This is a genomic window from Blautia sp. MSJ-9 (assembly GCF_018919065.1).
In the GTDB taxonomy this organism is placed as follows: Bacteria; Bacillota; Clostridia; order Lachnospirales; family Lachnospiraceae; genus Blautia_A.
The window spans coordinates 60474-84764 of sequence record NZ_JAHLQG010000018.1 but is presented as its reverse complement, the minus strand read 5'-3'; the positions used below and the strand labels follow the sequence as shown (position 1 = coordinate 84764).

Sequence of the window (24291 nt, the reverse complement as noted above, 5' to 3'; positions counted from 1 at the left end):
TCTTAATATGCATTCTTGTTTATAAATCCCTTGAAAAATGTAAGGAATATGATCTTAATATCCAGTCCGACGCTCCAGTTCTCTATATAATAAAGGTCACATTCAATCCTTTTTCTTATGGAAGTATCTCCACGGTAGCCATTTACCTGCGCCCATCCCGTAAGTCCCGGACGTACCTGATGCTTCACCATATATCTTGGAATTTCTTCTCTGAATTTCTCAACAAAAAACGGTCGTTCCGGTCGCGGTCCCACAAGGCTCATATTGCCTTTCAGGATATTAAAAAGCTGCGGGAGCTCATCAATACTGGTGTGACGCATAAACTTACCGATTGGAGTAACTCTCGGGTCGTTCTTTACTGTCCATGCCTTCTTCTCTTCTGCCTCCGGCTGCACTTCCATGGAACGGAACTTATACATCCAGAATGTCTGGTTATGAAGGCCTACCCTCTCCTGCTTATAGATCAGAGGACCCGGTGAAGTCAGCTTAATGATCAGACACATCAGAATCATTAACGGTGAAGTCACGATAATACCAACGATCGATCCTACAATATCCATAGCCCGTTTGATCAGTGCATTAAATGTATTATTCAATGGTACATAACGGATGTTGATGACCGGAAGCCCCAGAATATCCTCTGTATATGGCTTTGTTGGAATGATCTTATTATAGTCCGGAATGAATTTCGTGTGTACTCCTGACTTTTCACACAGAGCTACAATCTCTTCCAGACGGTAATATTCACTCAGTCCGAGTGTGATCGCGATCTCATCCAGACGGTTCTCCGGAAGGATAATATTCAGATTGGCAATTCTTCCAAGTACCTTAATACTCCTGTATTCTGTTCCCGCAGGCACATTGTCATCGAGAATCCCACGGATCACATATCCCCACTGAGGATTCGCAAGAACACGGTCAATATATTCTTCTGCTGCACGGCTGTATCCTACGCAGATCATCTGCTTCTGATTAAGTCCTTTCTCACGCATATCTCTGAGAAGAGTAAAGATCAGCATTCGTGTGCACCACTGAAGTATGATATTGATCACATAGAACATAATATAAGTGGAACGGGAATAGTCCCCCTCATTTACCATATAAAATGTGAACATGAGAATAAGGAGCCCGAGCGAATTGGCTTTTATGATATTAGCCAGTACAAGTCGGCGCCCCTGCATCCGCATAGGAGTGTACAACGTGAATGCCTGATACAAAAGCAGATAAACAGGTATGATCAGAATCAACATCATCATGTACTGCTGGAAACTCCTTGTTCTAACTGCCGTTGCAGCCATAGGACCTACGAAACGGATCATCCATGCAAGAAAGTAAGAAATCACCAGTACAATTGTATCAACAAGCATATGGAGACGACTGAAATTCTTTTCATTGTCCTTTAACAATCTTTTGTCACCTCATTTTTTCATTGCCTTTCGGCAAGGTCAAAAAGATTCTTTTGACCTCAGTATCCTTATATTATAATAGTTGATTTGCAAAAGCAATAAAATCTTGTTCTGAATTTTATAAAATTTCTATGAATTCTTTTGTTACTATTTTATATGTTTCAGTGCTTCTTTCTTATCATTCGCGGAAGCGCCTGAATATATTCACCCACAATTCAAACTGTATTTTAAAATAGTTTGGCAAATTCCGCATTTTGAAGGATACTTTGCGATTTTTTTCACTGATCTGAAATCCATTCTTGATCCCTGCAATGTATTCTCTGCCAAAACCTTTCAAAGCAAAGAATAAAATCTTAACCCCAAAACCGGCCACAAGAAACGGCAGGTTCAGAATGATCTGTAAAACCGGCATATTCTTGTAGATCAGATAAATATTATTTCTGGAGGAATAGCGGATCTTGAACTGATTATATCTGGAACCGCTTGTGCCGCTTCCCACATGATATACCATCGCGTCCGGCGCATACCAGTTCTCATATCCATGGATCCTTGCCCGGTATCCTACGTCCATATCTTCCAGATAGGCAAAATGTTCCTCGTCAAATAAACCGATCTTGTCGAAAATCTTCTTTCTGTAAATAGCAGCACCTGCACAGGAAGCAAAAATCTTCTCCTCTTTCTCATAGGTATGGATATCTTTTCCCTTACCTCTTGCATAGGCCCATCCAAGTGCACAGTAATAATTTCCTGCATCATCCAGTTTGTCTCTGTCATGGAACTGGATCATTCTGGCAGCACAAGAGAACGCTTTTGGATGTCTCCGGATCGCTGAAATCATTTCTTCGATAAAATTCTCTGTCACTTCAATGTCATTATTTAAAAGCAGTACATATGGCGCCCTGGACGCTTTGATCCCCTCATTGACCGCTTTACAGAATCCAAAATTCTCCGGCAGTTCGATCAGGTGTACCCAGGGGTATCTGGCTGCAACAAAAGCACAGCTTCCATCACTGGAACCATTGTCCACCAGAATTACCTCAAAATTATTCACAGTCTGGCATTCCAGTCCTGCCAGTACACCATCCAGATAAGCCATACCGTTAAAGTTCGGAATAATCACTGATACTTCCTGCATGATTTCCTCCCTGTATTTGCTGATTTCTCTTTGTTCTGTCCTGTCTTCGTCTCTGCAGTCTCCATTCCCGGAATCGGTTTCAGGGAATAATTCCATTTGGTAAGAGACAGATTCTTGTTATAGTAAGGATCTCCATTCTTAAGAATATCAAGCCAGTGACAGCGCATATATTCGATCTCTGTCTGGAAGCGGCGGACTTTCTCCTTACTGTCCTCTGCTCCTCTGGTCTTAGACTCCATATGATAAAGCTTTGCATATGGATCATATACGATCAGATGATTATTCTTTCTTACTTTCAGGCACAGATCCACATCGTTAAATGCCACTGCCAGGTCTTCGGTAAATCCTCCTGCCTCTTCAAAAACTTCTTTCTTCATCATCAGACACGCTGCCGTAACTGCACTCATGTCCTGAAGCAGTGATGCTTTGTGAAGATATCCTGTCCGGTCTGCCGGCATATCTACAAACATGTGGCCTGCAATGCCGCCCATTCCAACTACACATCCTGCATGCTGGATCGTATTGTCCGGATAGATCAGCTTTGCTCCCACTCCGCCAACTTCCGGGCGCTGGCATACGCCAAGCAGTTCTTCCATCCAGTCCGGATTAATGGATTTGACATCATTGTTCAGGAAAAGCAGATACTCCCCTTTTGCATGTGCTACGCCAAAGTTATTGATTGCTGAATAGTTGAATTCTTTTCCCCAGCGCAGAAGATGAATTCTCGGATCCTTTGAAAGTTCTTTGTAATATCTGAAAATCTCATCGGTAGTACTGTTGTTCTCTATAATAATAATCTCAAAATTCTGATAAGAAGTGTTGCTATTTAACATTTCCATACAGGTCTGGAGGGTTTCTTTCTCATCCTTATTCGGAATGATCACGGATACCAGCGGTTTTCCCTGTACAGGATATTTCACACGGTAGAATCCAAGATCCTGGGTATGGCTTACTACTCCTTTGGTTCCTGTTCTCTCAAGGTTTGCCTCTATTGCTCTCTTTCCGGCTTCAAATGCGTACATCTTACTTGCAGGGTTGTCAGCAGTAGATGCCTTGTGAGTTCTCCAGTGGTAAAGGATCTCCGGAACGTGCAGAACTTCCCTGGCATTCTCTGTACACCGGAAAATAAAATCGTAATCCTGCGCTCCGTCAAACTCCTTACGGAAGCCACCTGCCTTCTCCACAATGCTTCGGCGCACGACAAAGAAATGACAGATATAGTTATTGGAACGCAGCAGATCCAGGTTAAAGTCCGGTTTCAGATGTGGCTGGAAATGCTCGTCCAGTTCTGTGGTAACTTTGTCCTCATCCGTGTAAAGTGCGTCTGCCTGCGGATGATCCTGTAATGCCTGCACGATCTCATACAATGCATTCGGTGCCAACAGATCATCATGATCGAGAAGTCCCATAAACTCGCCTTTTGCCATGGAAAATGCCCGATTTGTGTTCTCTGCAATTCCCAGATTCTCTTTGAGATTGCAGAATCTCACCCTGGAATCTTTTGCTGAATAATCTGCCAGAACTCTCTGCATTTCTTCATTGTCCGGGCTTGCGTTTGCAATGCACAGTTCCCATTCCGGATAGGTCTGACTGATCAGCGATTCGATCATCTGCTTCAGGAATTCCACAGGTGTCTGATAAGCCGGTACCGCAATGCTGATCAGTGGTCTGTAGTCAAATTTGTGTTTCTTCTGCGCTTCCAGCGTTTCCTGATCTGGAACGTATGCCTGGTACCATGGGCCATATGGTACTTCTTCCGGCTCGAAACGTTCATGCAACCTGATCCAGAATTCTTTTGGGCCGTAATGTTTTAGATAGCGAAACCCTTTCTGGATCGTGTAAGGAGAAAGTTTCTTCAGCATTCTCGTCCACTGAATCTTTCCTCCTGCTGATTGTTTTCTGCTCATATATTAACCTCGATTTTTTCTATGATTTTTTATTTTAACATTGTATGATATTTTTTGCAAGAAACGCGGAGAATGTGTTATACTGCTTTTGTATGCAAAGTTACTGTTCACACACCACTATCCCGCGAGGTGTTTTGGCATGAATATGCCAAAATCCCGAGACATACAAGCCAAAATTCCATTGCCGCAGGCAATTTGGAATGAATTTTGGCTACGTTACTGAGAACGGAGTGAACAGTAACTATGCAAAGGTTGCTGTTCACTCCGTTCTCAGTAATGCGCTTCGCGATGCACAGAGTGAAAAGTAACTTTACCTGATTATTAGATTTTAACACAGGAGTATTATTATAACATGAAGAAAAAAAGAATTACCGCAGCTCTGCTGGCTCTGGGACTCAGTACCGTTACTGTCTTTTCCCAGCTTCCGGTTTTTGCTGCTGAAGAAACTGCTGAGACAACTGATACAGACCAGGCAGCTACCCAAGCACAGGTACAGACAGCAGACCCTTCCATCGTTACTACAAACGGAACTGACGGATGGCCGCAGGCTTCTGATATTTCCTCCACTGCAGCGATCGTGATGGAGACTTCCACTAACACAGTCCTTTATTCCAAGAATGCAGATCAGCCGCTCTATCCTGCCAGCGCAGTCAAAATTATGACCTGCCTGCTTGCCCTTGAGAACAGCAGTCTGGATGAGCAGGTAACTATGACAGCTACCGGTGTATCCGGTGTCACAGACGGAGGAGCCAATATTTCCTCACAGATTGACGAAGTGTTCACTATGGAACAGTGTCTGTATGCTATTATGGTTGGATCTGCAAATGATATCGCCCTGCAGGTTGCGGAACATGTAGGAGGTTCTGTGGATGCATTCGTACAGAATATGAATGCCCGTGCACAGGAACTTGGATGTACCAATACCGTTTTTACTAATCCGACCGGTCTTCCGGATGAGAACCAGCATATAACTGCTCATGACATGGCACTGATCATGGAGACTGCCATGACAAATGAAACATTTCGAACGATTGCTGCAACCACTTCCTATACAATCCCGGCAACCAATGTTTCCGGCGGTGAGCGTGTACTTACAAACAGTTTCACTATGATCAACAATGCCAGTGACGGTTATTATGAGCCATGTATCGGTGGAAAAGAAGGTTACACTGAAGCTTCCGGAAGTACTCTGGTATGCGAGGCTTCCAAGAATAATATGAATCTTGTATGTGTTGTGTTAAACGGCGCATCCGGTGTCACAGATAACGAGGCAATTGCGCTTCTTAATTATGGATTTGACAATTTCTCTCCTCTGACTATCGCAGACAATGATTTCAACCGTATCTCCGGCGGTACGGTCATTACACCAAACGGTGCTACTGAGGACAATCTGACTACTGAGGATACTTCTTCTGACGGACAGATCATCCGTCAATATTACTTTGGTGGAGCACCTGTAGGAACTGCAGTTCTTGAAGATACTGAGCAAGAGACAAATGAGGCCGCTGTCACAGGTCAGAAGAATATGGAAGCAGCACAGAAATATTCTGCTTCTCATACGACAACTCCATATTATATTATCGGAGCGATCGGAGCGGCATTTCTGCTGTTCTTCCTCTTCCTGCTGATCAAAGTGATCAAGTCATAATAGTCCTGTCTTCAGGATTCACCAGGCAAATAAAAGAATATCAAAAACGGGAATTACCTTCTAATGTGGTAATTCCCGTTTTTCATAATCCAGTCAAATGGATAAAATCATCTGCTTCGCTACTTGCTCATAACCCAATAACGTTAATCCTAAAAAGTATTTTTCGATACATAGCTGCATAAATCAATCATTTTTATTTCGCATAATATGGAAGCACCAGAAATGCCCAGCATGCAAATGGTGCAATAACAAATAATGCAGTCAGTACTCTGTAAATCCAGCTTCGTATTTTCTCATTTCTGACCACTCTAGTAAGAATATTATCCCATCCTACAGTCACGAAATACATCAGCGGATACAGCGCAGGAATAATATATCTTCCCTGTGCCTGATTGTCGCTGTAGTACACATAATCCATAAATAATCCTACAGGAATCAAAATCGCCAGTATCATGATCAGATGAAAAATGCCCTGCTTATTCCATTTCCTGGAAATTACTTTTGTCTTTATTTTCCAGGTATCTGTGCCTACGGTTTTCTTCTGTGTAACATACATTCTCTTTTTCAGTCTGTACATTCCTTTTACAAAGAATGTACTGAGAATGCCTGCTGCAAAAAATACCATATACAGCTTGCTGACCGTATAAGGCATGTAAATTTCCATCAGTCCAAAGGTACCGATAAAACTTACACACACAGTCACTACCCAGTTGTGATACCATCCCGGATCCTGATAGATCAGGATGTCCTTCCATGTCCATCCCAATTTCTGCGGAGTCGGATAATTGGACGGCCGGTAATCCTTTAACGCATATTTCTCTGCACAGGCGGCGCTTGCTTTTCTTCCAAGAATATCCCCATTGTATAAAAGTCCGTTTCGGATGAACCACCATCCGCAGAGTCCCAGTGTCACACCAGTGATCGCCAGTCCTCTGCTGAAAAGGAATTTTACTCTCTGTCCAAAAGCTTCTTCTCTACACAATAAAATCGTCAGACAGAAGAAGAAAAAGCTACACAGGATCCATCCATATGCATTGTAATAGGACAATGCACAGATTGCCATTCCCACAGCAAGAAGAATACAATTCTTCCAGGTCCAGTCCTCTTTCAGATAAGAGGCCCATACATACAGAAGCATGGCTGCTGCCAACAGTGCCAGAGAATCCGTATTTACATAAGTTCCCAGAAAAATCGCCTGAGGCATAAATCCTGCCAGTGCTGCAAATAACCATCTCGCTTCTTTTGAATACTTCTCCTTTGAAAATAATTTTCCGGAAGCTTTTACCAGAAAATATACTGCACCTGTGACAAACAGCACATCTGCCATACGCGCAGCACGGAACATATAGTTTCCTGGGTTTCCAAAGAATCTGACGATCCGCATAAAAACTGCAGAAACCATATAGGATACTACCGGGTAATACGCATAGGAAATTCCCCAGGTAGCGTTTCGTACTGCTTCATCATCACCCTTTGGCAGTGCTCCATGATGAGTATAAATATAGTTTGCAACAAGATATCGCATATGTTCATCCGGTCCTGCATTAAACGGCTGGGTCATCGCCCAGACCGTCAGAATGATAAACGCAAGGAGTACAAAAGCTATGGTCATGCTTTTTTCATTAATCTCTATTTTCTTTGACATATCTTCTTTCACATTCATTTTTATTTTCAGAATAACTGTTCCGTACCTTCACAGTTACAAGTCAAAATCCATGGATACTTTTCAGATTCTCTTCAGTGAGAAATCCTGGCTTTTTAATGTGAGGTTCGGATTATAGTACGGATCTCCATCTCTTAAAATATCTGGCCATTTTTTCTCAAAAGTAGCAATCTCTTTATTAAATCGTGCTACCTTCTCCGGCGTGTCCTCAAGACCTCTGGACTTGGACTCATAGTGATATAATTCCGCATAAGGATTATACACGATCAGATATCCTGCCTGACGAAGTTTCATACAGAAGTCAATATCATTAAATGCAACTGCCAGTTCCTCGGAAAGTCCTCCTACTGCATCAAAGGCGGATCTCTTTACCATCATGCAGGCTGCTGTAACTGCACTGTAGTCCTGTGCACAGATAATTCTGTGGCAGTATCCTGTTGTACCTCTCTTCTGCATAACGAAACAATGTCCTGCAATTCCTCCGAATCCGATTACAACACCCGCATGCTGAATGGTGTCATCCTCGTAATAGAGTCTGGCTCCTACTGCACCAACATCACTGCGCATACAGTAGCCAAGCAGTTCCTCCAGACAGTCCGGATTAATGATCTCTGTGTCATTATTCAGAAGAAGCAGATACTCACCCTTTGCAAAAGATGCGCCGTAATTATTGATCGCGGAATAATTAAAGATTCCGTCCCAGTATACCATGTGTACTTTCGGATTCTCAGCTTCCAGCTTCTTGTAATATTCAAAGGTCGCAGGGTCTGTACTGTTGTTCTCCACAATGATATACTCATAGTTTTTGTAAGTAGAATTCTGTTCAATAGAATCCATACATCTCTTCAGATCATCAATGTGGTCTTTGTTTGGAATAATAATGGAGATCAGCGGATCATAATCTCTGATAAATTTCGTTCTGTATAATCCAAGATATTCTCCCTTAAGCACCTCTGCCTTAATTCCGGTTCTGTTGTAATGTTCCTGTACTGCACGTTTTCCGGCCTCAAAAGCATATAGCTTGCTCTCTGGATTCTCTGCTGTAGAGTCTTCGTGACAGCGCCAGTGATACAGAATCTTCGGAATATGGTAAATCTCCTCATCTTTAACTGTTTCCACGCAGCGGAATACAAAATCATAATCCTGGGCACCGTCAAACTCGCTTCTCAGTCCGCCGGTCTTCTCAATTACTTTTCGTGAAACTACAAACAGATGGCAGATATAGTTTACTGTACAGAGCAGATCCGGATTGTAGTCCGGTTTAAAGTGCGGCTGGAAGAATTTATGTCCGTCCATGGACATCTTATCTTCATCTGTATAAATCACCAGTGTCTGCGGTCTGTCATTTAATGCTTTCACACACTCAAACAGCGCATTCGGAGTCAGCTCATCATCATGGTCTGCAAATGCAATAAAGTCACCAGCAGCAATCTCGATCGCACTGTTGGTATTCTCTGAGATCTGCAGTGCCTCATCATGGGAAACATATTTGATCCTCTTGTCTTTTGCTGACAGCTCTTTTAATAAATCGATCAGTGGTGACTCGGCTCCGCTTCCGTCAGAGAAGCACAGTTCCCAGTTGGAATAAGTCTGCTCCTGAAGAGATTCTACCAGTCTGCGCAGATATTTTTCCGGTGTCTTATACAGCGGTACTACAAAAGAAATCTTTGGATTGTATCCAAATGTAGTCTTACGCTGTTTCTCCAGTTCGGCTTTTCCAGGCAGATGATGTCTGATCCATTTCTGGTAGGTCGGCGGACCCTGGCGGACATTTTTTACCTTAGTGACTACTTTCTCTGCAAGTGCCGTCATACCCTGGGATTTCCAGTAGCGGATACCTTTTTCTACATATTTATCGACTTTCTTTGCCAGAATGTCTGCTTTTCGAAGTGGAACTACGTGTACCGTCTTCTTCTCTCCTGCGTAGAAAACTACATACAGGCATTTTCCGGAAACATTCGTGATCTCGGAGAAGAATCCTGTCTTTCCCGGATCCTGAGCTTCTTCAAATAACTGATTTACATCTACTCTGTCTGTTCTCTGGATCTCAGCAGTAATCGGCTTTTTGTCCGCATCAAAGATACGGATTGTCACCGGTTTCGGTGCAATGGCCCATCCCCTGATACGAACAGTTCCCTGCTCTGCTTTCTCCTCTTCGAAATAAACCTGCGGCTTATCTCTCTTTTTATCCAACTCACGGGCTGTGATGGAAAACCAGGTCTGCTTTTTGTCCGGGAACTTTTCATAGATCACCAGTTTATGATAGCTGCTCAGATTCTCTGGAATCTGGATGGTTGCTGTAATCTGCATTCCTTCCATTTTCTCCGGATCCTGAAAACGCTCCAGAGCACTTACGTTCTCATTCTCTTTTACAGATGTTTCCAGCTTTTTATTGTCCAGATACGCTTCTAATTTCGCCGTTTTCGGCCAGTGGCCCTGAACAATATACTGAGTTCTGTCTGATAAATGAAATCTCTCTCTTACTACTTCAAATATTTCCTTAGGCATGTTAATCTCCGTTTCTCTCCAGTTTTCTCAGAGAGCAGTCTGTGTTATTTAATGTCAGGTTCGGACTGTAATAAGGATCTCCCTTCAACAGCTCCCGTTCCCATTTTCTGCGGAAACAGTTGACTTCTCTGGAGAAACGCAGCTGCTTCTCCGGAGTGTCTTCCATTCCTCTGGATTTGGATTCATAGTGATACAACTCTGCATATGGGGTAAAAATAATCTTTTCGCCTTTGCTTCTTACTTTCATACAGAGGTCAATGTCATTAAATGCAACTTTGAGTTCCTCGTCAAATCCCTCAACAGATTTGAAAACAGAAGTCTTTACCATCATGCACGCTGCTGTGACTGCGCTCATCTCCTGTACGCAGCGCAGACGTCCCATATATCCTTCTGCATCACGCGGAAGTTTACATAAAACATGTGCCGCAACCCCGCCAAGTCCAACTACTACCCCGGCATGCTGAATGGTATCATCCGGATAGTAGAGTTTCGCTCCAACCATTCCGACACCTTTTTGCTGACAAAGCTGAAGCATCTCTTCTAACCAGGAATCGGTGATGATCTCTACGTCATTATTGAGAAACAGCAGATATTCTCCCTGGGCTTCTCTCACTGCAAAATTGTTGATGGCAGAATAGTTGAATTCTTTTTTCCAGGTAAGGATCCTGACATTTGGATACCGATTCTTCAGTGTTTCATAGTATACGAAGGTTTCCTTCTCCACACTGTTATTCTCTACAACAATGATCTCATAATTCTTCCAGGTGCTCTTCTCTTCTATGGAAGTAACACAGAGATCCAGGTCATTGATGTGATCTTTACTCGGAATAATGATAGAGACCAGCGGCTCTCCCTGAATAGCCAGATGGCTCCTGTACCATCCCGGTTTCTCTGTCTGTTCTACAGCGGCAGGGATCTGTACTCTGTGATAGTGCTCTTCCAGTGCTTTTCTTCCGGCTTCCCCGGCTTTCTGTTTCTCTTCCTGTGACAGCTGCTGTCCGGCATCCATGTTATGGCAGAGAACTCTTGGAATGTGCACAATCTGCGCAGCCTGTTCGCTGCATCTTAAAAGCATATCGAAATTCTCGGCTCCGTCGTACTGCGGATTGAACCATCCGGCCTGCTCCATAATTTCTTTCCGGACTGCCCAGAACCGTCCAATATAATTGTTCTCTCGTAATCTGTACAGATTGAAATCCGGTTTGAATTTCGGTTCATAATGTTGTTTTCCATCCACACTGATCTGATCTTCATCTGTATAGATCATGTCTGCTTTCTTCTCAGTGACTGCCTTAACCATACAGAAAAGAGCATCCGGCGCAGGTACTGTCTCCTGATCCGCAAACAGTACATAATCTCCCATTGCCAGTTTCAGTGCTGCATTCAGATTCTCAGAGATTCCCTTATTCTCTGTAACTTTCTTATAAGAAAGTCGAATCTCTTTTTTATATTTCTTTCGTAAAAACTCTCCGGTTTCTTCTCCTTCATTGGCGTCCACCAGACAGAGCTGCCAGTTACCGTAGGTCTGATCTGTATATGCATCGATCACATTCTTCAGGCGTCTCACATCTGTATCTGCCAGTACAATAACGATACTGATCAGAGGTGAATAAGAAAAGACCGCATTCTTCTGTCTCTTCAGTTCCTTTCGGAATGCTTCGTGATCTTTGAGCCAGTCCTCATAATCCTGCTCACCATCCTTAAGCTGAGAATTGCGTACATAACGGAAAAATCTTCCAATCCCGTTTTCTTTTATATACGCATGATTCTTCTGTCTGTTCTCCAGAGACAGAAGTTTCATCTGCTGATAGAGACCTGTATTCTCTCTCTTTAATTTCTTTACATTTACAGTATATGTTTTCTGCACGTCCTGTCCGCGGAAGCAGATGCAGATGTTCTGATCGTGTATGTTCTCCAGATCTGCAGTGATGCTGAATCCAAGATTTCTTTTCTCAGACTCAGAGATTCCTTTTGCTTTTTCTACATCAGGACGTCTGTGTCTGGTGATGGTACACTCCAGAACTTTTCCATCTGTGTCCTGTACAAATACATCATCAGAATCCATCTGGTTTACTACCCATCCCTTGATGGTCAGGATGTTTCCCTGAGTGATCTGTTCTTCGTCAATATAATATTCGATCAGGCTCTCTATGCAGAAATCCTTCACCTGCTGTGCACTGGCTTCCCAGATGATTTCTTTTTCATCTCCTGCCTGCAGTGCAAGCTGGAAGTTCTCATGCTCCTGCGCAAGCTGCAGGATTTCCGGTATCTTTACTGTAAAGCCTGCGTTTTTTATTTCTTTTACTGTTTCTTTCAGATTCTCAGCTACATCCGCTCTTTCATAGCGCGAAGGTTCAGGAAAAGAGAGCTCCTTTCCTGAACCATAAAGAGAAAAATCATATGTTGTCTGGTCTTTTGTTACTGCCCATCCGGTAATGGTCAGAGTATGATTTTCTTTGTCGCTGTATATTTTCTTGTCCACACTCCAAAGTATATTTCCCATAATTTATCCCTTTAAACCCTTTTAATAGCACGGTAAACTTTCCATGCCTTGCTGCTTTCTACCTGATCAACCAGTGCTTTCTTCTGTGCAAGTTCCTGACTCATCTGGTCCATTGCCCGTTTCTGTTCTGTATATATGTTCCAGAATTTCTTCTCTGTTGTTTTGTCATCCAGAATCTCCATTTCCACTTCCATGGACTTCGTATTCTCAGGAACACTGTCTATAATGATCTGCGGATCGTCCCCTCCAAAATAGAATTCTCCGTCCGCTACCTCGCATCCATCTGTATGGAATTTCACAGTGCTTCCGTCATCCCAGTTCATCTTTATGATTCTGAGGCCTTTTGCCATTTCACCCGGATCAAGTCTGAGCATTGTGGTATGTTCTGGAAGTTTGAACTCCGCCTGAATTTTTCTGTTTCTGAACAGGTATCTCACGGAATCCGCTTCATTGAAGCTCTTTCCGTTATCCCAGAAAATCTGAAGATTCTCCATGGACTCCTGCCTCTTCTCTGCATAATAGTCTGCCATTTCCACACGTCCCGGGGAAATCTCGGCATACATGTTTCGCATTGCGGTATGTTCACCAAGGATATATTGCTGGAAATTGTGTTCCATCTGCACGTATACTTCTATGTCTTTCTCTGTGATGCCGGCTTTCTCGTAGAAGTTTCTGCTCTTTAATACTCCACGTTTGTCGTTCAGTTCCAGATAGTAGAAGATCATACGATAAACCAGAAACTGGGATGGCACAGGGAATGTAAATGTCCATTCATAATCAATCACTGATACTCTGTCCTCAGAGAGAATGATATTTGCAGGAACGAAGTCTATATTGGATACCTCTGTACTCTTCAGATCAGAACGCAGATTTACATCTCCGAATACACGGATGAATTCTGGTGTTTTCTCAAATGCTTTCTTCTCGTGAATATTCTTTACCTTCTGAATATAAGTGAAGAATAATTCCTCCAGCTCATCCGTTCTGCCATCTTCCAGAAGGTGATCCAGCTTGTCCTCCAGAGTAATTCCTGTGAGATATTCCAGTTCTGCACTATTTTCTTTAAGTGTGCAACGGTTTACTTCAATTCCTTCTTCTCTGTACATACTGGTCAGATTTTCATAAATTGTTTTCAGCTTCTGTACATGCTCTGTGGCTTTCTTCTGGGTTGGTACTTTCTTTACTGTCAGTCTGCCTTCAGCAGTCTGGCTGATCTCTGTATAAATGGAAAGCTTCTGATTTCTCTCATTAGAGAATTTCACGTAAACCGGCTCCATCTGCGGCTGTTCTTTTCCGATCACAAGAAGGAAAGAATTAGAAAACTGCGGATACAGGTCATTGCTCAGAAGTGTGTTGTATACCTGAGATTCCTGAAACAGCCCAAGACGCAGTCTGTCGAAGTTGTAATCCTTCATATTCAGCTCTCCGCTGGCAGGGAGATGTCTGTCTGAATGGATAGTCATCGGAAATTTGTAATCCGGATATGGATAATACCAGTCAGCTTTTAAGTCTCCGGCATCTTTAAGGATCGTGTTAAATTCTTTTCTGGAGAAAGTCTTCACGCCTTTGGTATTCGGATATCCCTGGATTCCCTCGAACAGAGTTCCAAAATGATCCTCTGTGCATCCTGCCCAGTATTTCAGTCCCAGCTTGTTCTCGATTGCCAGAATGATCTTTCCGTCTGGCTTCAGATGTCTGGAAATGATCTTCAGGAAATCCACATATGGATTCTCGCTCTGAATGTAAGATTCACCATATTCAAATACACCGATCAGCGTAATGTAATCGTATTTCTCAGTCAGATTCTTCTCGATTTCCTGGAAGTTTCCTACAAGGATCTTTAGGTTATCCTGATCCTGATGTCTGTATGCGTTGATCTTACTTCTCTTCATGGAAAGCTCGATGCAGGTAACTTCCTTTGCCTTCTCACACAGAGCACCTGTGACAGCTCCGCATCCGGAACCGATCTCCAGAACCCTCTCCTCTCCCGTGAAAGGAAGCCAGCTTAAGATGTTCTCTCTGATATGAGAAAAATGATACAGGATTGGCCAGCTTTTGCGCTCGCTGATGACTCTGTTAAATTCTTCTGGTGCAAAATCTCTGGAAATCGCAAGCATCTCATCCTCTATCGCACCATCGCTGTATAAGTCCTGTCCGAGATAGCAGGTCGTATCCAGGACTACTTTTCCGATTTTTTCTTCCATATATATTCCTCGCGCTCATTTATTTTTGTTACTGTTCACTTTGTCCAGCAACATGCTTTGCGGTACAGGAAAGCCGAGCCTCCTTATGCAAAGCCCAGTGAATATCGTTTGTTTTGCAAACTTAATCTGTGCCCGAAGCCCAAAGTCTCCACCGTATATCCACAAATTACTCGCCGCACCTGACTTCTACTTTTGAATCCATGTCATAGAACCCTACGGTATTCTTACTGGAAATAACTGTCACATTACATGCATCATAAAGTCTGTGGAATACTGTAAAATCTCCGTTCTTATATCCGGTACATCCAAATGACAGGAGGTATTCACCGCCCTGGAGATTCATATTCTGTGTGAAAGTCACAGTACATACATCGCCCTTTCCGGAGCGTTCTACCTTTGCATTCTCATACATGGTGTTTGTACCTGTGATCTCCGTTCCCTGGATATTCTTGAATGTGTACGCCATGATCGGCTCCTGAATATCTTCGTTAAAACGGACTTTCATGCGGATCTTAAATTCGCTTCCCTTTTCAATGGTATTGGAACACATTCCTTTGTCATCGATCACACGGAAATCTATGATCTCGGCAATGCGGCTTCCGTATTCCAGCATGTTCGGATTCACCTGAAAATCTCCCAGATCCTCTCCATTTCCTGCTGAAACCTGCTCATCAATCGCAGCTTCACTCTGTTTCACAGGACTCTGTCCTACCAGAAGCTGTTTGTACAAGTCAACCATCTGCTTCGGGGAACCTTCATCCATCTTCACACCTTTATTCAGAAGGACAACCCTGTCACAGTATTTGGAAACACTGCTCAGGTCATGGCTTACGAACAGGATCGTTTTGCCCTGTTTCTTAAATTCCTCGAATTTATGGTAGCATTTTGCCTGGAAAAATACGTCACCTACAGATAATGCCTCGTCTACTACAAGGATCTCAGGATCAATATTGATCGCGACAGCAAAAGCCAGACGCACGAACATACCGCTGGAATATGTCTTTACAGGCTGGTGGATAAAGTCTCCAATGTCTGCAAATTCCAGAATATCATTCAGTCTGGCATCAATCTCTTCTTTTGAAAAACCAATCATGGTTCCATTCAGATACACATTCTCAAGTCCTGAATATTCCATATTAAATCCGGCTCCCAGTTCCAGAAGTGCGGAAATTCTTCCGTCTACTTTTACTTCTCCTGAAGTAGGAGTCAGAACGCCGGTAATGATCTTTAAGATCGTGGATTTACCGGAACCATTGGTTCCGATAATACCCACACACTCGCCTTCATAAATATCAAAGTTGACATCATGAAGCGCATAATGTTCTTTGTAAAGTTTCTTTCTGGTAAGCCCAAGCGCTTCTTTGAGTCTGTCGGAGGGCTTATCATATAATTTATACATCTTGGTGAGGTCTTTCACCTGAATTACTTTCTTGTTCTCCACGTTATTTCCTTTCTGCCATATCTGTATCTCTATAACTGCTGTCCACTCCATCTTCTGCACTTACTGCATAAAAACATAATCTGTGAACACCTTACTCTCTTTCTTCTACAGGACATCTGCGAAATGAATGCGCAGACGTTTGAATACCCAGCTGCCGAATAAGAAGCACAGGAATGTAAATGCCCAGAAATAAATGGTCCATCCTGCGTGTTCCCAGAACCAATTCTTCATCAGGAAGGTATCTCTGTATCCGGAAACGATATAGTACATCGGATTCAGTTTCAGGATCTTCATGATCACCGGATGTCCCACCAGAGGGGTATTCTCAACGATCCACATGATCGGTGTCAGCCATACGCCTACCTGAAGTACGATGTTGATGATCTGTGTCAGATCTCTGAAAAAGATAACAATTGCACTGGTTGCATAAGACAAGCCCAGAACCAGCATAAATACGCATCCGCTGTAATAAATGATCTGGAGATAATAAAGGTCAGGAAATTTCCCATAAGCTGCATACAGAATGATCGTAAATAATACGAAGAACGCATGCACAAACATAGCAGAAATAATCTTAACTACCGGAAGGACACTGATATTAAAGACTACTTTTTTTACCAGATAATTATATTCCAGCAGAGAGTTCGTTCCTCCGATCAGCGCGTCCTGGAAAAAGAACCAGGGTACGATACCTGCTACCAGGTAAAGAACAAACGGAACTCCCAGATCTCCGGTTCCTGAACGAAAGCCTACAGAGAATACAAACCAGTATACCAGGATCGTGATCACGGGCTGGATAAATGCCCATACGATTCCCAGATAAGAGCCTGCGTATCTTGTTTTGAAGTCATTCTTTGCCAGCTTTGCCACAAGCCGTCTGTTTTTATAAATATCTTTTGGTAAAGAAAAAATTGTACTCAATCTCTCGTTCTCCTATTTGCGGTAATCCTTGAAGCTTCCCCATTTGGTATCTTTGTCAGAAAAGCTTAATTCCATTCCTTCCGGAATTGGCCATTCTACTCCGATATCCGGGTCATTCCAGATCAGGCCGCCCTCATCATTTGGATGATAGAAGTCAGAGCATTTGTAAACAAATTCCGCATGTTCGGAAAGTACCAGGAATCCGTGTGCAAATCCCTTAGGGATAAAGAACTGTTTCTTGTTCTCTGCGGAAAGTACAACGCCAAACCATTTGCCATATGTTTCAGAACCTTCACGAAGGTCTACTGCTACGTCAAATACTTCACCGTTTACAACACGGACAAGTTTGTCCTGCGGATAGTTGATCTGGAAGTGAAGTCCGCGAAGTACTCCTTTGTGGGAGCTGGACTGGTTGTCCTGTACGAATTCTACGTCGATCCCTGCTTCTTTGAAGTCATTGTAGTTGTATGTTTCCATGAAATATCCTCTGGCATCTCCGAAAACTGTTGGTTCTACTACTTTTAATCCTTTGATTCCACCGCATTCTGTTACTTTAATTTTTCCCATTTTGATTTCCTCTCTTATGCTATGTCATTATTTGCTACTGTTCACTACTAAACAGTAATCATTCTTTTATATTCTATCAGTCAAATATCGTTACTACTCACTATATCTCCGCTCTTTTCTTGCAAGTGCGATACAGAGAATGATAATAAGCAGAACCATAGCTGCTCCTATACCAAGCAGGATTTTTCTCAGTTGAATCCTCCCAGCAGAAGTCTGTGAGTCTTCGGCAGTGGTCTTTGTCTGATCTGAGGTCTGTGTACTGTCAGACTGAACTGTCTCACTTCCATCAGACGTATCTGCCCCGCTTCCGTTCTCTGAAGCAGTATCCGCTGCTGGTTCCGGTGTTGGTGTTGCTTCCGGAACTGTGACGCTTCCCAGCAGATAATCATTGTAATAATAGCTATCCACTGTCTCTCCGTTCTCCTGTGATTCCTGAACAGTCAGGTTATCCACAGTCACACCGTTTGGCGCAAGGATTTCTCCACCATTTACCTGTAGTTTTGTGAAATTCTGAAAGCCATAATTGAACAGTGCTGTGGAATCTGTGCTGGCAACGGCAAGATCTGCCGCCTTCATAGTCACTGTAATATAAGTGGTTCCATTCTGCTCAACTGCTGTCACAAGAGTATTGCCTGCCTCACTGGTGTATCCGGTCTTGCCACCGATACATCCATTATAGTAATAACCACTTTCCGGTGCAAACATTGGATGGTGAGTATGCAGAACCCTTGCTTCGCTGTTCATATTTGTTGGTTTGATCGTATAATCTGTGGTGCCGATGATCCTGCGGAATTTCTTATTCTTCAGACCTTCTCGCATGATCAGCGCCATGTCATGGGCTGTGGAATAATGGTTCGGGTCCGGCAGTCCGCTGGCATTTGCAAAATGTGTATTCGTGCATCCGATCTCTGCTGCACGCTGGTTCATCATATCTATGAATTTCTGCTCTGTGCCGCCTACATGTTCCGCGATCTGAGCTGCAACCTCATTGGCAGACTGGATAATAAGTGCATAAAGGCATGCCCTCATGCTCATTACTTCGCCCACCTGCATTCCGATATTTCCGGAATCCCAGCTGATGTCACGGGTTCCTGTTTCCGTGAATACCACATCCTCCTTCAGAGAGCAATTCTCCACTGCAAGAAGTAATGTCATAATCTTTGTGATGCTTGCAGGATAGCGGATGTCATCTCCACCCTTGCTGTACAGAACGGTTCCACTGTCCGCATCTATCAACACACCTGTTTCTGATGTGATTTCAGGTCCTGCAGGCCATCCCGGAATTTCATTGGTGGAAATAGATGCCGGGGCTGTTTCTGCTGTTGATGCAGTGTCCTGTGTAGTCACCTCTGCCGCTGCACACATCTGTACAGATGTCATTGCAATCACACTGGAAAGCAATGCAATCTTAAATAAATGGTTTCTTTTTTTCATAATACTGTGTCCTCTTATCTGTCTGTCCCCTGATGCCGAATATCTGTTACTGCGCCAAACGAACAAAATCACCAATTTCGCTATTCGGGTCAAACGGATATTCATACTTGAATCCGGCGACTTACTTGATTCGGTTAAAATCCATCAAAGGAAGCGATCGTATCCGTAATATACTTCACATCTTCCATGTCAAGATTATAAAACAGCGGCAGTCTTAACAGACGTTCACTCTCCCTCGTCGTGTAGACATCTTCTCCCGAAAATCTGCCGAATTTCTGTCCTGCCGGAGCAGAGTGAAGCGGTACATAATGGAATACACTGCAGATTTCTTTTTCACGAAGATAACTGATCAGACGGGTCCTCACCTGAATGTCATGAACCTTAATATAATACATATGTGCATTATGGCTGCATTCCGCCGGTACATACGGCTGTTCAATTTTACCTTCATCTGCAAGATGTGCCAGACTCTTATGATAGTAATTATAGATTTCCATTCGCTTGTTGAAAATCTTCTCACGTTCTTCCAGCTGTGCATACAGATATGCAGCATTCAGCTCACTCGGAAGATAAGAAGAACCATAATCCATCCAGCGATACTTGTCTACCTGTCCGCGGAAGAACTTGCTTCGGTCTGTCCCTTTTTCTCTCAGGATCTCTGCTTTATCCTGATATTCATCGTTGTTGAAAAGGATCGCGCCGCCTTCTCCCATAGTATAATTCTTAGTCTCATGAAAGCTGTAACATCCGAAATCTCCGATCGTGCCGAGTGCTTTGCCTTTATAATAGGCATCCACTCCCTGCGCAGCATCCTCAACAACTTTGAGATTATATTTCTTCGCGATTGCCATAATGGTATCCATCTCACAGGCAACACCTGCATAATGAACTGGCACGATTGCTCTTGTCTTCTCTGTAACTGCCGCTTCGATCAGCTTCTCATCAATATTCATTGTATCCGGTCTGATATCAACAAATACAATCTTTGCTCCTTTTAATACAAATGCGTCCGCTGTTGACACAAATGTATAGGATGGCATGATCACCTCATCTCCCGGCTTAATGTCTGAAAGATGGGCTGCCATCTCCAATGCGTGGGTGCAGGATGTAGTAAGCATGACATGCCTTACATTGAAATGATCCATCATCCACTTGGAGCATCTCTTCGTATATTCTCCGTCTCCGCAGAGCATTCCCCGCTCCACAGCATCACGGATATAGTCAAATTCCTTACCTGTAAAAGCAGGTCTGTTAAAATCAATCATCTATTTTCTTTCCCTTTTCATAGTCAGGTATTCTATTTTTGTAAGCAACTTCTTTCCCTTCCGGATCCCTGATGCTCATTTCACTGAAAAACTTCTCCGTTTCTCTGTCCAGTTCTCCGCGGGTCTCTGTTTCTATATAATACAGTGCCAGATATGGATTTGGTCCATATTCTACCACTTTTTCTCCTTCTTTGTAAAAAATCCAAGGCTTTACTACACATTTCTCTTCTGCAAGACGGCGGGGCGCTGTCTGATCTGCAATCTGCAGCTGTCTTCCCTGAAAATACAGCACTGCCCCGTATTTCTGAGGTGCATGGAGGTTATGCTTTGCAAACATTTCCCGGATTCTCTCTTTCTCATAGAGATAATCCAGCAGAAGTTCTTCGATCTGGAATCCATAGACCATGTCCGTCAGCTCATGTTCGTATCCAAAGAAACGACCTGCAATCTCACATACCTGGATTCCTTTTCCCGGTTTCCAGAAGAACTGCATGGACAGAGCACCTTCCGTCTGTCCGGTATAACCAATGTATCTCTGCAGAACATCTGTGGCACCCTTCTCCACCTCAGTGAGAAAACGGGACGGATAGACATTTCGTGTACTGATCGGAAGCATTCCTTCTTCCACTTCTGTTTTCTCACGGTCTGCAATGCTTACGACATTGACTCTGCCGTCCATGACCCAGGTCATCATATTAAATTCATAACCGTCATTGTACTCCTCGATCAGAATTTCCTGACAATTTGTATACTCTGCTGTCTGTAATGCTTTTCTTCTGATTTCACTCTGGTCATGGATGATAAAGATTCCTCTTGATCCATATTTATCCAGCGGTTTGCTGATCAGCGGATACTCCAGGCCGGCAATGCCCTCCTGCAGCTGCGCTTCTGTACCCTGTCTCAGCAGGTCTACAGAAATTTTACGAAAGCCCGGTGTGGGAAGTCCCAATTTCTCAAGAACTTCTCTGCATGCTGATTTGTCTCTGTACCAGGGAAGCTGTTCCGGTTTCAGATAACAGGGCAGACCTGCTTTATCTGCAATCTTCGTCATACATTCCAGAAGCAGATCTGAGAATGATGTGATGATCCCGTCTACACTCTCTTCTCTGCACATCTGTGCAATGGCATCGATATCTGTTACAGGGATCGTGTAGTCCTTATCTGCATACTCTCTTGCAATACCATCCGGATAACCGTCACACACAATCGTCTCATAGCCTCTTGCTTTCGCTTTTCTGACCAGTTCTGTAAATTCTCCAAGTGTACCCAGGATCAGCACTTTATGTTTCATTCTAATTCCTCACATTCTCTGACAACAGCTGCCATATATTTCATATCCTCCGCTCCGTAACGCTGGTCGCAGGGCAGAGGCAGAATATCAGCTGCCCAGGTATATTCCAGACTGTCTCTTTCACAGCTCTCAAGGATATTCTTCCAGTAAGTCGGCACAAAAATCTTCTTTGCCGCAAGGCGTCTGCGAAGTTCCATACCATTGGCGTGAAAATACGGATAGGCAAAAGGTCCCTCCGGAATGATCTGATTGAAAATGTTCTCTGATGGAAGCAGTTCACTCAGTATCCGGTAATTCTCTTCTCTCTTCGCTTTTGCTGTCTCATAGTCCACAGCTTTCAGCAGATTCTGCGTAAGCCTGGACATCTGCCGGAGCTCCATACCTTCATATTTTGCTGCATTTGCAAGCATATCTTTATAATAAGTTCCTGCATCCTGCTCATAACGTCCAAGGATATGTTTCATACGATCCGCGGAATAATCCGGTGTATTGTTCTCTGTCAGTTTGGTATCTGTTGACAGATAAGCACCATCACTGACACCCCAGAATTTCCTGCAGGAATAAAGAGTGTCAATACCTTTCAGTGGTCTCTGAAAAAATGCATGAGTATGGTCCACAATGATATTTCCGTAAAGCTTCTTATATTCCAGAATCCTGTCGTCTGAAAGCTGGCCATAGTAACTGACTAAATACAGGTATACTCCCTCCGGGAGCTGTCCTTTCGGATACTGAACCTCCAGTTTCTCATCCAGATGATAAAATTCTGTCTCTATCTGATTCTCACTGCAGGTATGTACTACTGATTCACACAGAAAATAAGGCAGAATGATCTTCTTACATCTGCGGCTCTCCAGAATCCACAGCAGAGCTGTCCTTCCAAGATTTACTCTATATAGATCTGTATAGTATTCCTCACCCGGCATCTCTTCCAACTGGAAATATCCGCCAATTTCTTTCGTCATTATTCGTCTGTGTCCTCCTGACGTATTACGTAATGAGGCATTTTCTTCGCTTCATTCAGAATGTTCATTAAATAGATTCCCATAATTCCGATGGATAACAGGATAAGTCCAAAAAATGCCAGCATAACCAGCATCAGTGAAGTCCATCCCTGTACAGAGATTCCAAGTGTAAAGTATCTCACCAGATAATAAATTGCCATTATCACACTTACCAGAAAACTTGCAATTCCGATATTTCTCACAAGGAGAAGTGGAAATGCAGTATGTGTAGTGATATCGTACATCAGATCTTTGACTAATCGTTTCAGGGAATAGCCGCTCTTGCCGTAAGCCCTTTCTGCATGCTGAACCGGAACATTGATGATGCGGTTCGAACTACGGATCAGAAGATTTCCGATCTGTGGCAGATAAGTGTTTGTCTTTACCATTGCATCTACAAGAAATCTGCGGATCAGTCTGTAGCTGGTGATCTGCAGATCCGGGTCCTTTCCAAGCATCTTGGAAGTTGCCCATACAGAGAACTTTGTTCCCAGTTTACGGATCGGACCATGCTTTCTGCCTTCATAACTTGCGATAATAACATCTACATCCGGTCTCTCCTGCATGGTTCTTACCATTTTCGGAAGTTCCTCAGGCTGATGCTGAAGGTCATCGTCCATAGTCACCACGAATTCTCCCTTTACGTGAGCAAATCCACACAAAAGTGCTGGATGCTGTCCGAAATTTCGTGCCATCTGTATAATACGAACCCTATGGTCTTTTTCTCGAAGTTCTTTCATTATTTCAAAGGATCTATCTTTTGACCCATCGTCTACAAGGATCAGTTCAAAATCTTCTTTCAGAGTCTCTCGGAATACTTTCTCTAATCGGGTATATAGTTCTCCCAGTGTATGTTCAGAATTATATACAGGAACAACCACTGAATATAAGCTCATATGCTTTCCCTTTCCTTTTTTCATCTTTTTGCAATCATTTTTATCATATCATTTTCAACATGCCATTTCAAGTTTCATCCTGTACAAACCTTGACTTCCCTGTCTTTTTATGTAAAATAAACTATATATGTCTATAATTGGGGAGGTATTATGTCAAAAATAAAAGACTACATACAACTGCATCTGAATATTCTGCTGTTTTCACTGACAAGTGTCTTTTCCAAAGCTGCTTCTGTTCAATACAATAAGCATGGTCTGAGCAGTCCGCTGCTTTACCTGTTTCTGTTTCTGATGGTTGCTAACTGTGGAGTTTATGCGATTGCCTGGCAGCAGGTTATCAAGAAGTTTTCGTTGTCTACTGCCTATGCCAATAAGAGCGTGTATCTTCTGTGGTCACAGATCTGGGCAGTTGTTATTTTCCATGAGAATCTGTCAATCCAGAATATCATTGGTATCCTGGTAGTTTTAATCGGAGTATGGACGGTGCAGAGATATGAATAG

General features: G+C 43.1%; 17 protein-coding genes. 2 read left to right on the top strand and 15 right to left on the bottom strand.

The annotated features are described in order from the left end of the window. Positions 1 to 2 precede the first annotated feature (2 nt). The 3 genes from KQI87_RS05010 to KQI87_RS05000 form a co-directional block, all read right to left on the bottom strand. On the bottom strand, positions 3 to 1406 hold the full coding sequence (locus KQI87_RS05010; RefSeq protein WP_216459154.1) for an undecaprenyl-phosphate glucose phosphotransferase: 1404 nt from the start codon (positions 1404 to 1406) through the stop codon (positions 3 to 5). A 178-nt stretch (positions 1407 to 1584) separates the two neighbouring features. Then, on the bottom strand, positions 1585 to 2541 hold the full coding sequence (locus KQI87_RS05005; protein WP_216459153.1) for a glycosyltransferase family 2 protein: 957 nt from the start codon (positions 2539 to 2541) through the stop codon (positions 1585 to 1587). Then, a complete protein-coding gene (locus KQI87_RS05000; protein ID WP_216459152.1) occupies positions 2523 to 4448 on the bottom strand; it encodes a glycosyltransferase family 2 protein in 1926 nt (641 codons plus the stop codon). Before KQI87_RS05000 ends, KQI87_RS05005 begins: the two co-directional genes overlap by 19 nt. A gap of 352 nt (positions 4449 to 4800) precedes the next feature. On the opposite strand from KQI87_RS05000, the gene KQI87_RS04995 reads away from it, so the two are divergent. Next, a complete protein-coding gene (locus tag KQI87_RS04995; protein WP_216459151.1) occupies positions 4801 to 6096 on the top strand; it encodes a D-alanyl-D-alanine carboxypeptidase family protein in 1296 nt (431 codons plus the stop codon). 193 nt (positions 6097 to 6289) lie between these two features. On the opposite strand, the gene KQI87_RS04990 is transcribed toward KQI87_RS04995, so the two are convergent. The 12 genes from KQI87_RS04990 to KQI87_RS04935 form a co-directional block, all read right to left on the bottom strand. Then, a complete protein-coding gene (locus tag KQI87_RS04990) occupies positions 6290 to 7741 on the bottom strand; it encodes a DUF2142 domain-containing protein (protein WP_216459150.1) in 1452 nt (483 codons plus the stop codon). A gap of 81 nt (positions 7742 to 7822) precedes the next feature. Beyond that, positions 7823 to 10267 (bottom strand): glycosyltransferase family 2 protein, encoded by a 2445-nt coding sequence (locus KQI87_RS04985; RefSeq protein WP_216459149.1) that lies wholly within the window; start codon positions 10265 to 10267, stop codon positions 7823 to 7825. Position 10268: 1 nt separating this feature from the next. Then, positions 10269 to 12770 (bottom strand): glycosyltransferase family 2 protein, encoded by a 2502-nt coding sequence (locus tag KQI87_RS04980; RefSeq protein ID WP_216459148.1) that lies wholly within the window; start codon positions 12768 to 12770, stop codon positions 10269 to 10271. 11 nt (positions 12771 to 12781) lie between these two features. Next, positions 12782 to 14974, bottom strand: coding sequence for a class I SAM-dependent methyltransferase (locus tag KQI87_RS04975; RefSeq protein ID WP_216459147.1), 2193 nt, complete (start codon positions 14972 to 14974; stop codon positions 12782 to 12784). A gap of 166 nt (positions 14975 to 15140) precedes the next feature. Continuing rightward, entirely contained in the window at positions 15141 to 16373 is a 1233-nt protein-coding gene (locus KQI87_RS04970; RefSeq protein ID WP_216459213.1) for an ABC transporter ATP-binding protein, read from the bottom strand. Positions 16374 to 16520: 147 nt separating this feature from the next. Next, positions 16521 to 17336 carry an ABC transporter permease gene (locus tag KQI87_RS04965; protein ID WP_216459146.1) on the bottom strand — a complete coding sequence of 272 codons (816 nt, stop codon included), beginning with the start codon at positions 17334 to 17336 and terminating at the stop codon, positions 16521 to 16523. Positions 17337 to 17348: 12 nt separating this feature from the next. Further along, positions 17349 to 17903, bottom strand: a complete 555-nt coding sequence (gene rfbC / locus KQI87_RS04960) for a dTDP-4-dehydrorhamnose 3,5-epimerase (protein WP_118510525.1) — start codon at positions 17901 to 17903, stop codon at positions 17349 to 17351. A gap of 93 nt (positions 17904 to 17996) precedes the next feature. Continuing rightward, positions 17997 to 19337 (bottom strand): D-alanyl-D-alanine carboxypeptidase family protein, encoded by a 1341-nt coding sequence (locus tag KQI87_RS04955; protein WP_216459145.1) that lies wholly within the window; start codon positions 19335 to 19337, stop codon positions 17997 to 17999. 134 nt (positions 19338 to 19471) lie between these two features. After that, positions 19472 to 20602 (bottom strand): dTDP-4-amino-4,6-dideoxygalactose transaminase, encoded by a 1131-nt coding sequence (rffA, locus tag KQI87_RS04950; protein WP_216459144.1) that lies wholly within the window; start codon positions 20600 to 20602, stop codon positions 19472 to 19474. Then, on the bottom strand, positions 20595 to 21893 hold the full coding sequence (locus KQI87_RS04945; RefSeq protein WP_216459143.1) for an ATP-grasp domain-containing protein: 1299 nt from the start codon (positions 21891 to 21893) through the stop codon (positions 20595 to 20597). The genes rffA and KQI87_RS04945 overlap by 8 nt, the downstream gene beginning before the upstream one ends. Beyond that, positions 21890 to 22855 (bottom strand): hypothetical protein, encoded by a 966-nt coding sequence (locus tag KQI87_RS04940; protein WP_216459142.1) that lies wholly within the window; start codon positions 22853 to 22855, stop codon positions 21890 to 21892. The genes KQI87_RS04945 and KQI87_RS04940 overlap by 4 nt, the downstream gene beginning before the upstream one ends. After that, positions 22855 to 23790 carry a glycosyltransferase family 2 protein gene (locus KQI87_RS04935; protein ID WP_216459141.1) on the bottom strand — a complete coding sequence of 312 codons (936 nt, stop codon included), beginning with the start codon at positions 23788 to 23790 and terminating at the stop codon, positions 22855 to 22857. The genes KQI87_RS04940 and KQI87_RS04935 overlap by 1 nt, the downstream gene beginning before the upstream one ends. 150 nt (positions 23791 to 23940) lie before the next feature. On the opposite strand from KQI87_RS04935, the gene KQI87_RS04930 reads away from it, so the two are divergent. Continuing rightward, positions 23941 to 24291: an EamA-like transporter family protein gene (locus KQI87_RS04930; RefSeq protein WP_216459140.1), complete on the top strand. Its 351-nt coding sequence runs from the start codon at positions 23941 to 23943 to the stop codon at positions 24289 to 24291.

What these genes read in the sequence shown, in the direction of transcription:
- KQI87_RS04980 (WP_216459148.1), bottom strand. Translation starts at nt 12,770, where the DNA reads ATGGGAAATATACTTTGGAGTGTGGACAAGAAAATATACAGCGACAAA.
- KQI87_RS05005 (WP_216459153.1), bottom strand. Translation starts at nt 2,541, where the DNA reads ATGCAGGAAGTATCAGTGATTATTCCGAACTTTAACGGTATGGCTTAT.
- KQI87_RS05000 (WP_216459152.1), bottom strand. Translation starts at nt 4,448, where the DNA reads ATGAGCAGAAAACAATCAGCAGGAGGAAAGATTCAGTGGACGAGAATG.
- KQI87_RS04930 (WP_216459140.1), top strand. Translation starts at nt 23,941, where the DNA reads ATGTCAAAAATAAAAGACTACATACAACTGCATCTGAATATTCTGCTG.
- rfbC (WP_118510525.1), bottom strand. Translation starts at nt 17,903, where the DNA reads ATGGGAAAAATTAAAGTAACAGAATGCGGTGGAATCAAAGGATTAAAA.
- KQI87_RS04990 (WP_216459150.1), bottom strand. Translation starts at nt 7,741, where the DNA reads ATGTCAAAGAAAATAGAGATTAATGAAAAAAGCATGACCATAGCTTTT.
- KQI87_RS04970 (WP_216459213.1), bottom strand. Translation starts at nt 16,373, where the DNA reads ATGTATAAATTATATGATAAGCCCTCCGACAGACTCAAAGAAGCGCTT.
- KQI87_RS04955 (WP_216459145.1), bottom strand. Translation starts at nt 19,337, where the DNA reads ATGAAAAAAAGAAACCATTTATTTAAGATTGCATTGCTTTCCAGTGTG.
- KQI87_RS04995 (WP_216459151.1), top strand. Translation starts at nt 4,801, where the DNA reads ATGAAGAAAAAAAGAATTACCGCAGCTCTGCTGGCTCTGGGACTCAGT.
- KQI87_RS04985 (WP_216459149.1), bottom strand. Translation starts at nt 10,267, where the DNA reads ATGCCTAAGGAAATATTTGAAGTAGTAAGAGAGAGATTTCATTTATCA.
- KQI87_RS04935 (WP_216459141.1), bottom strand. Translation starts at nt 23,790, where the DNA reads ATGAGCTTATATTCAGTGGTTGTTCCTGTATATAATTCTGAACATACA.
- rffA (WP_216459144.1), bottom strand. Translation starts at nt 20,602, where the DNA reads ATGATTGATTTTAACAGACCTGCTTTTACAGGTAAGGAATTTGACTAT.
- KQI87_RS04945 (WP_216459143.1), bottom strand. Translation starts at nt 21,893, where the DNA reads ATGAAACATAAAGTGCTGATCCTGGGTACACTTGGAGAATTTACAGAA.
- KQI87_RS04940 (WP_216459142.1), bottom strand. Translation starts at nt 22,855, where the DNA reads ATGACGAAAGAAATTGGCGGATATTTCCAGTTGGAAGAGATGCCGGGT.
- KQI87_RS04975 (WP_216459147.1), bottom strand. Translation starts at nt 14,974, where the DNA reads ATGGAAGAAAAAATCGGAAAAGTAGTCCTGGATACGACCTGCTATCTC.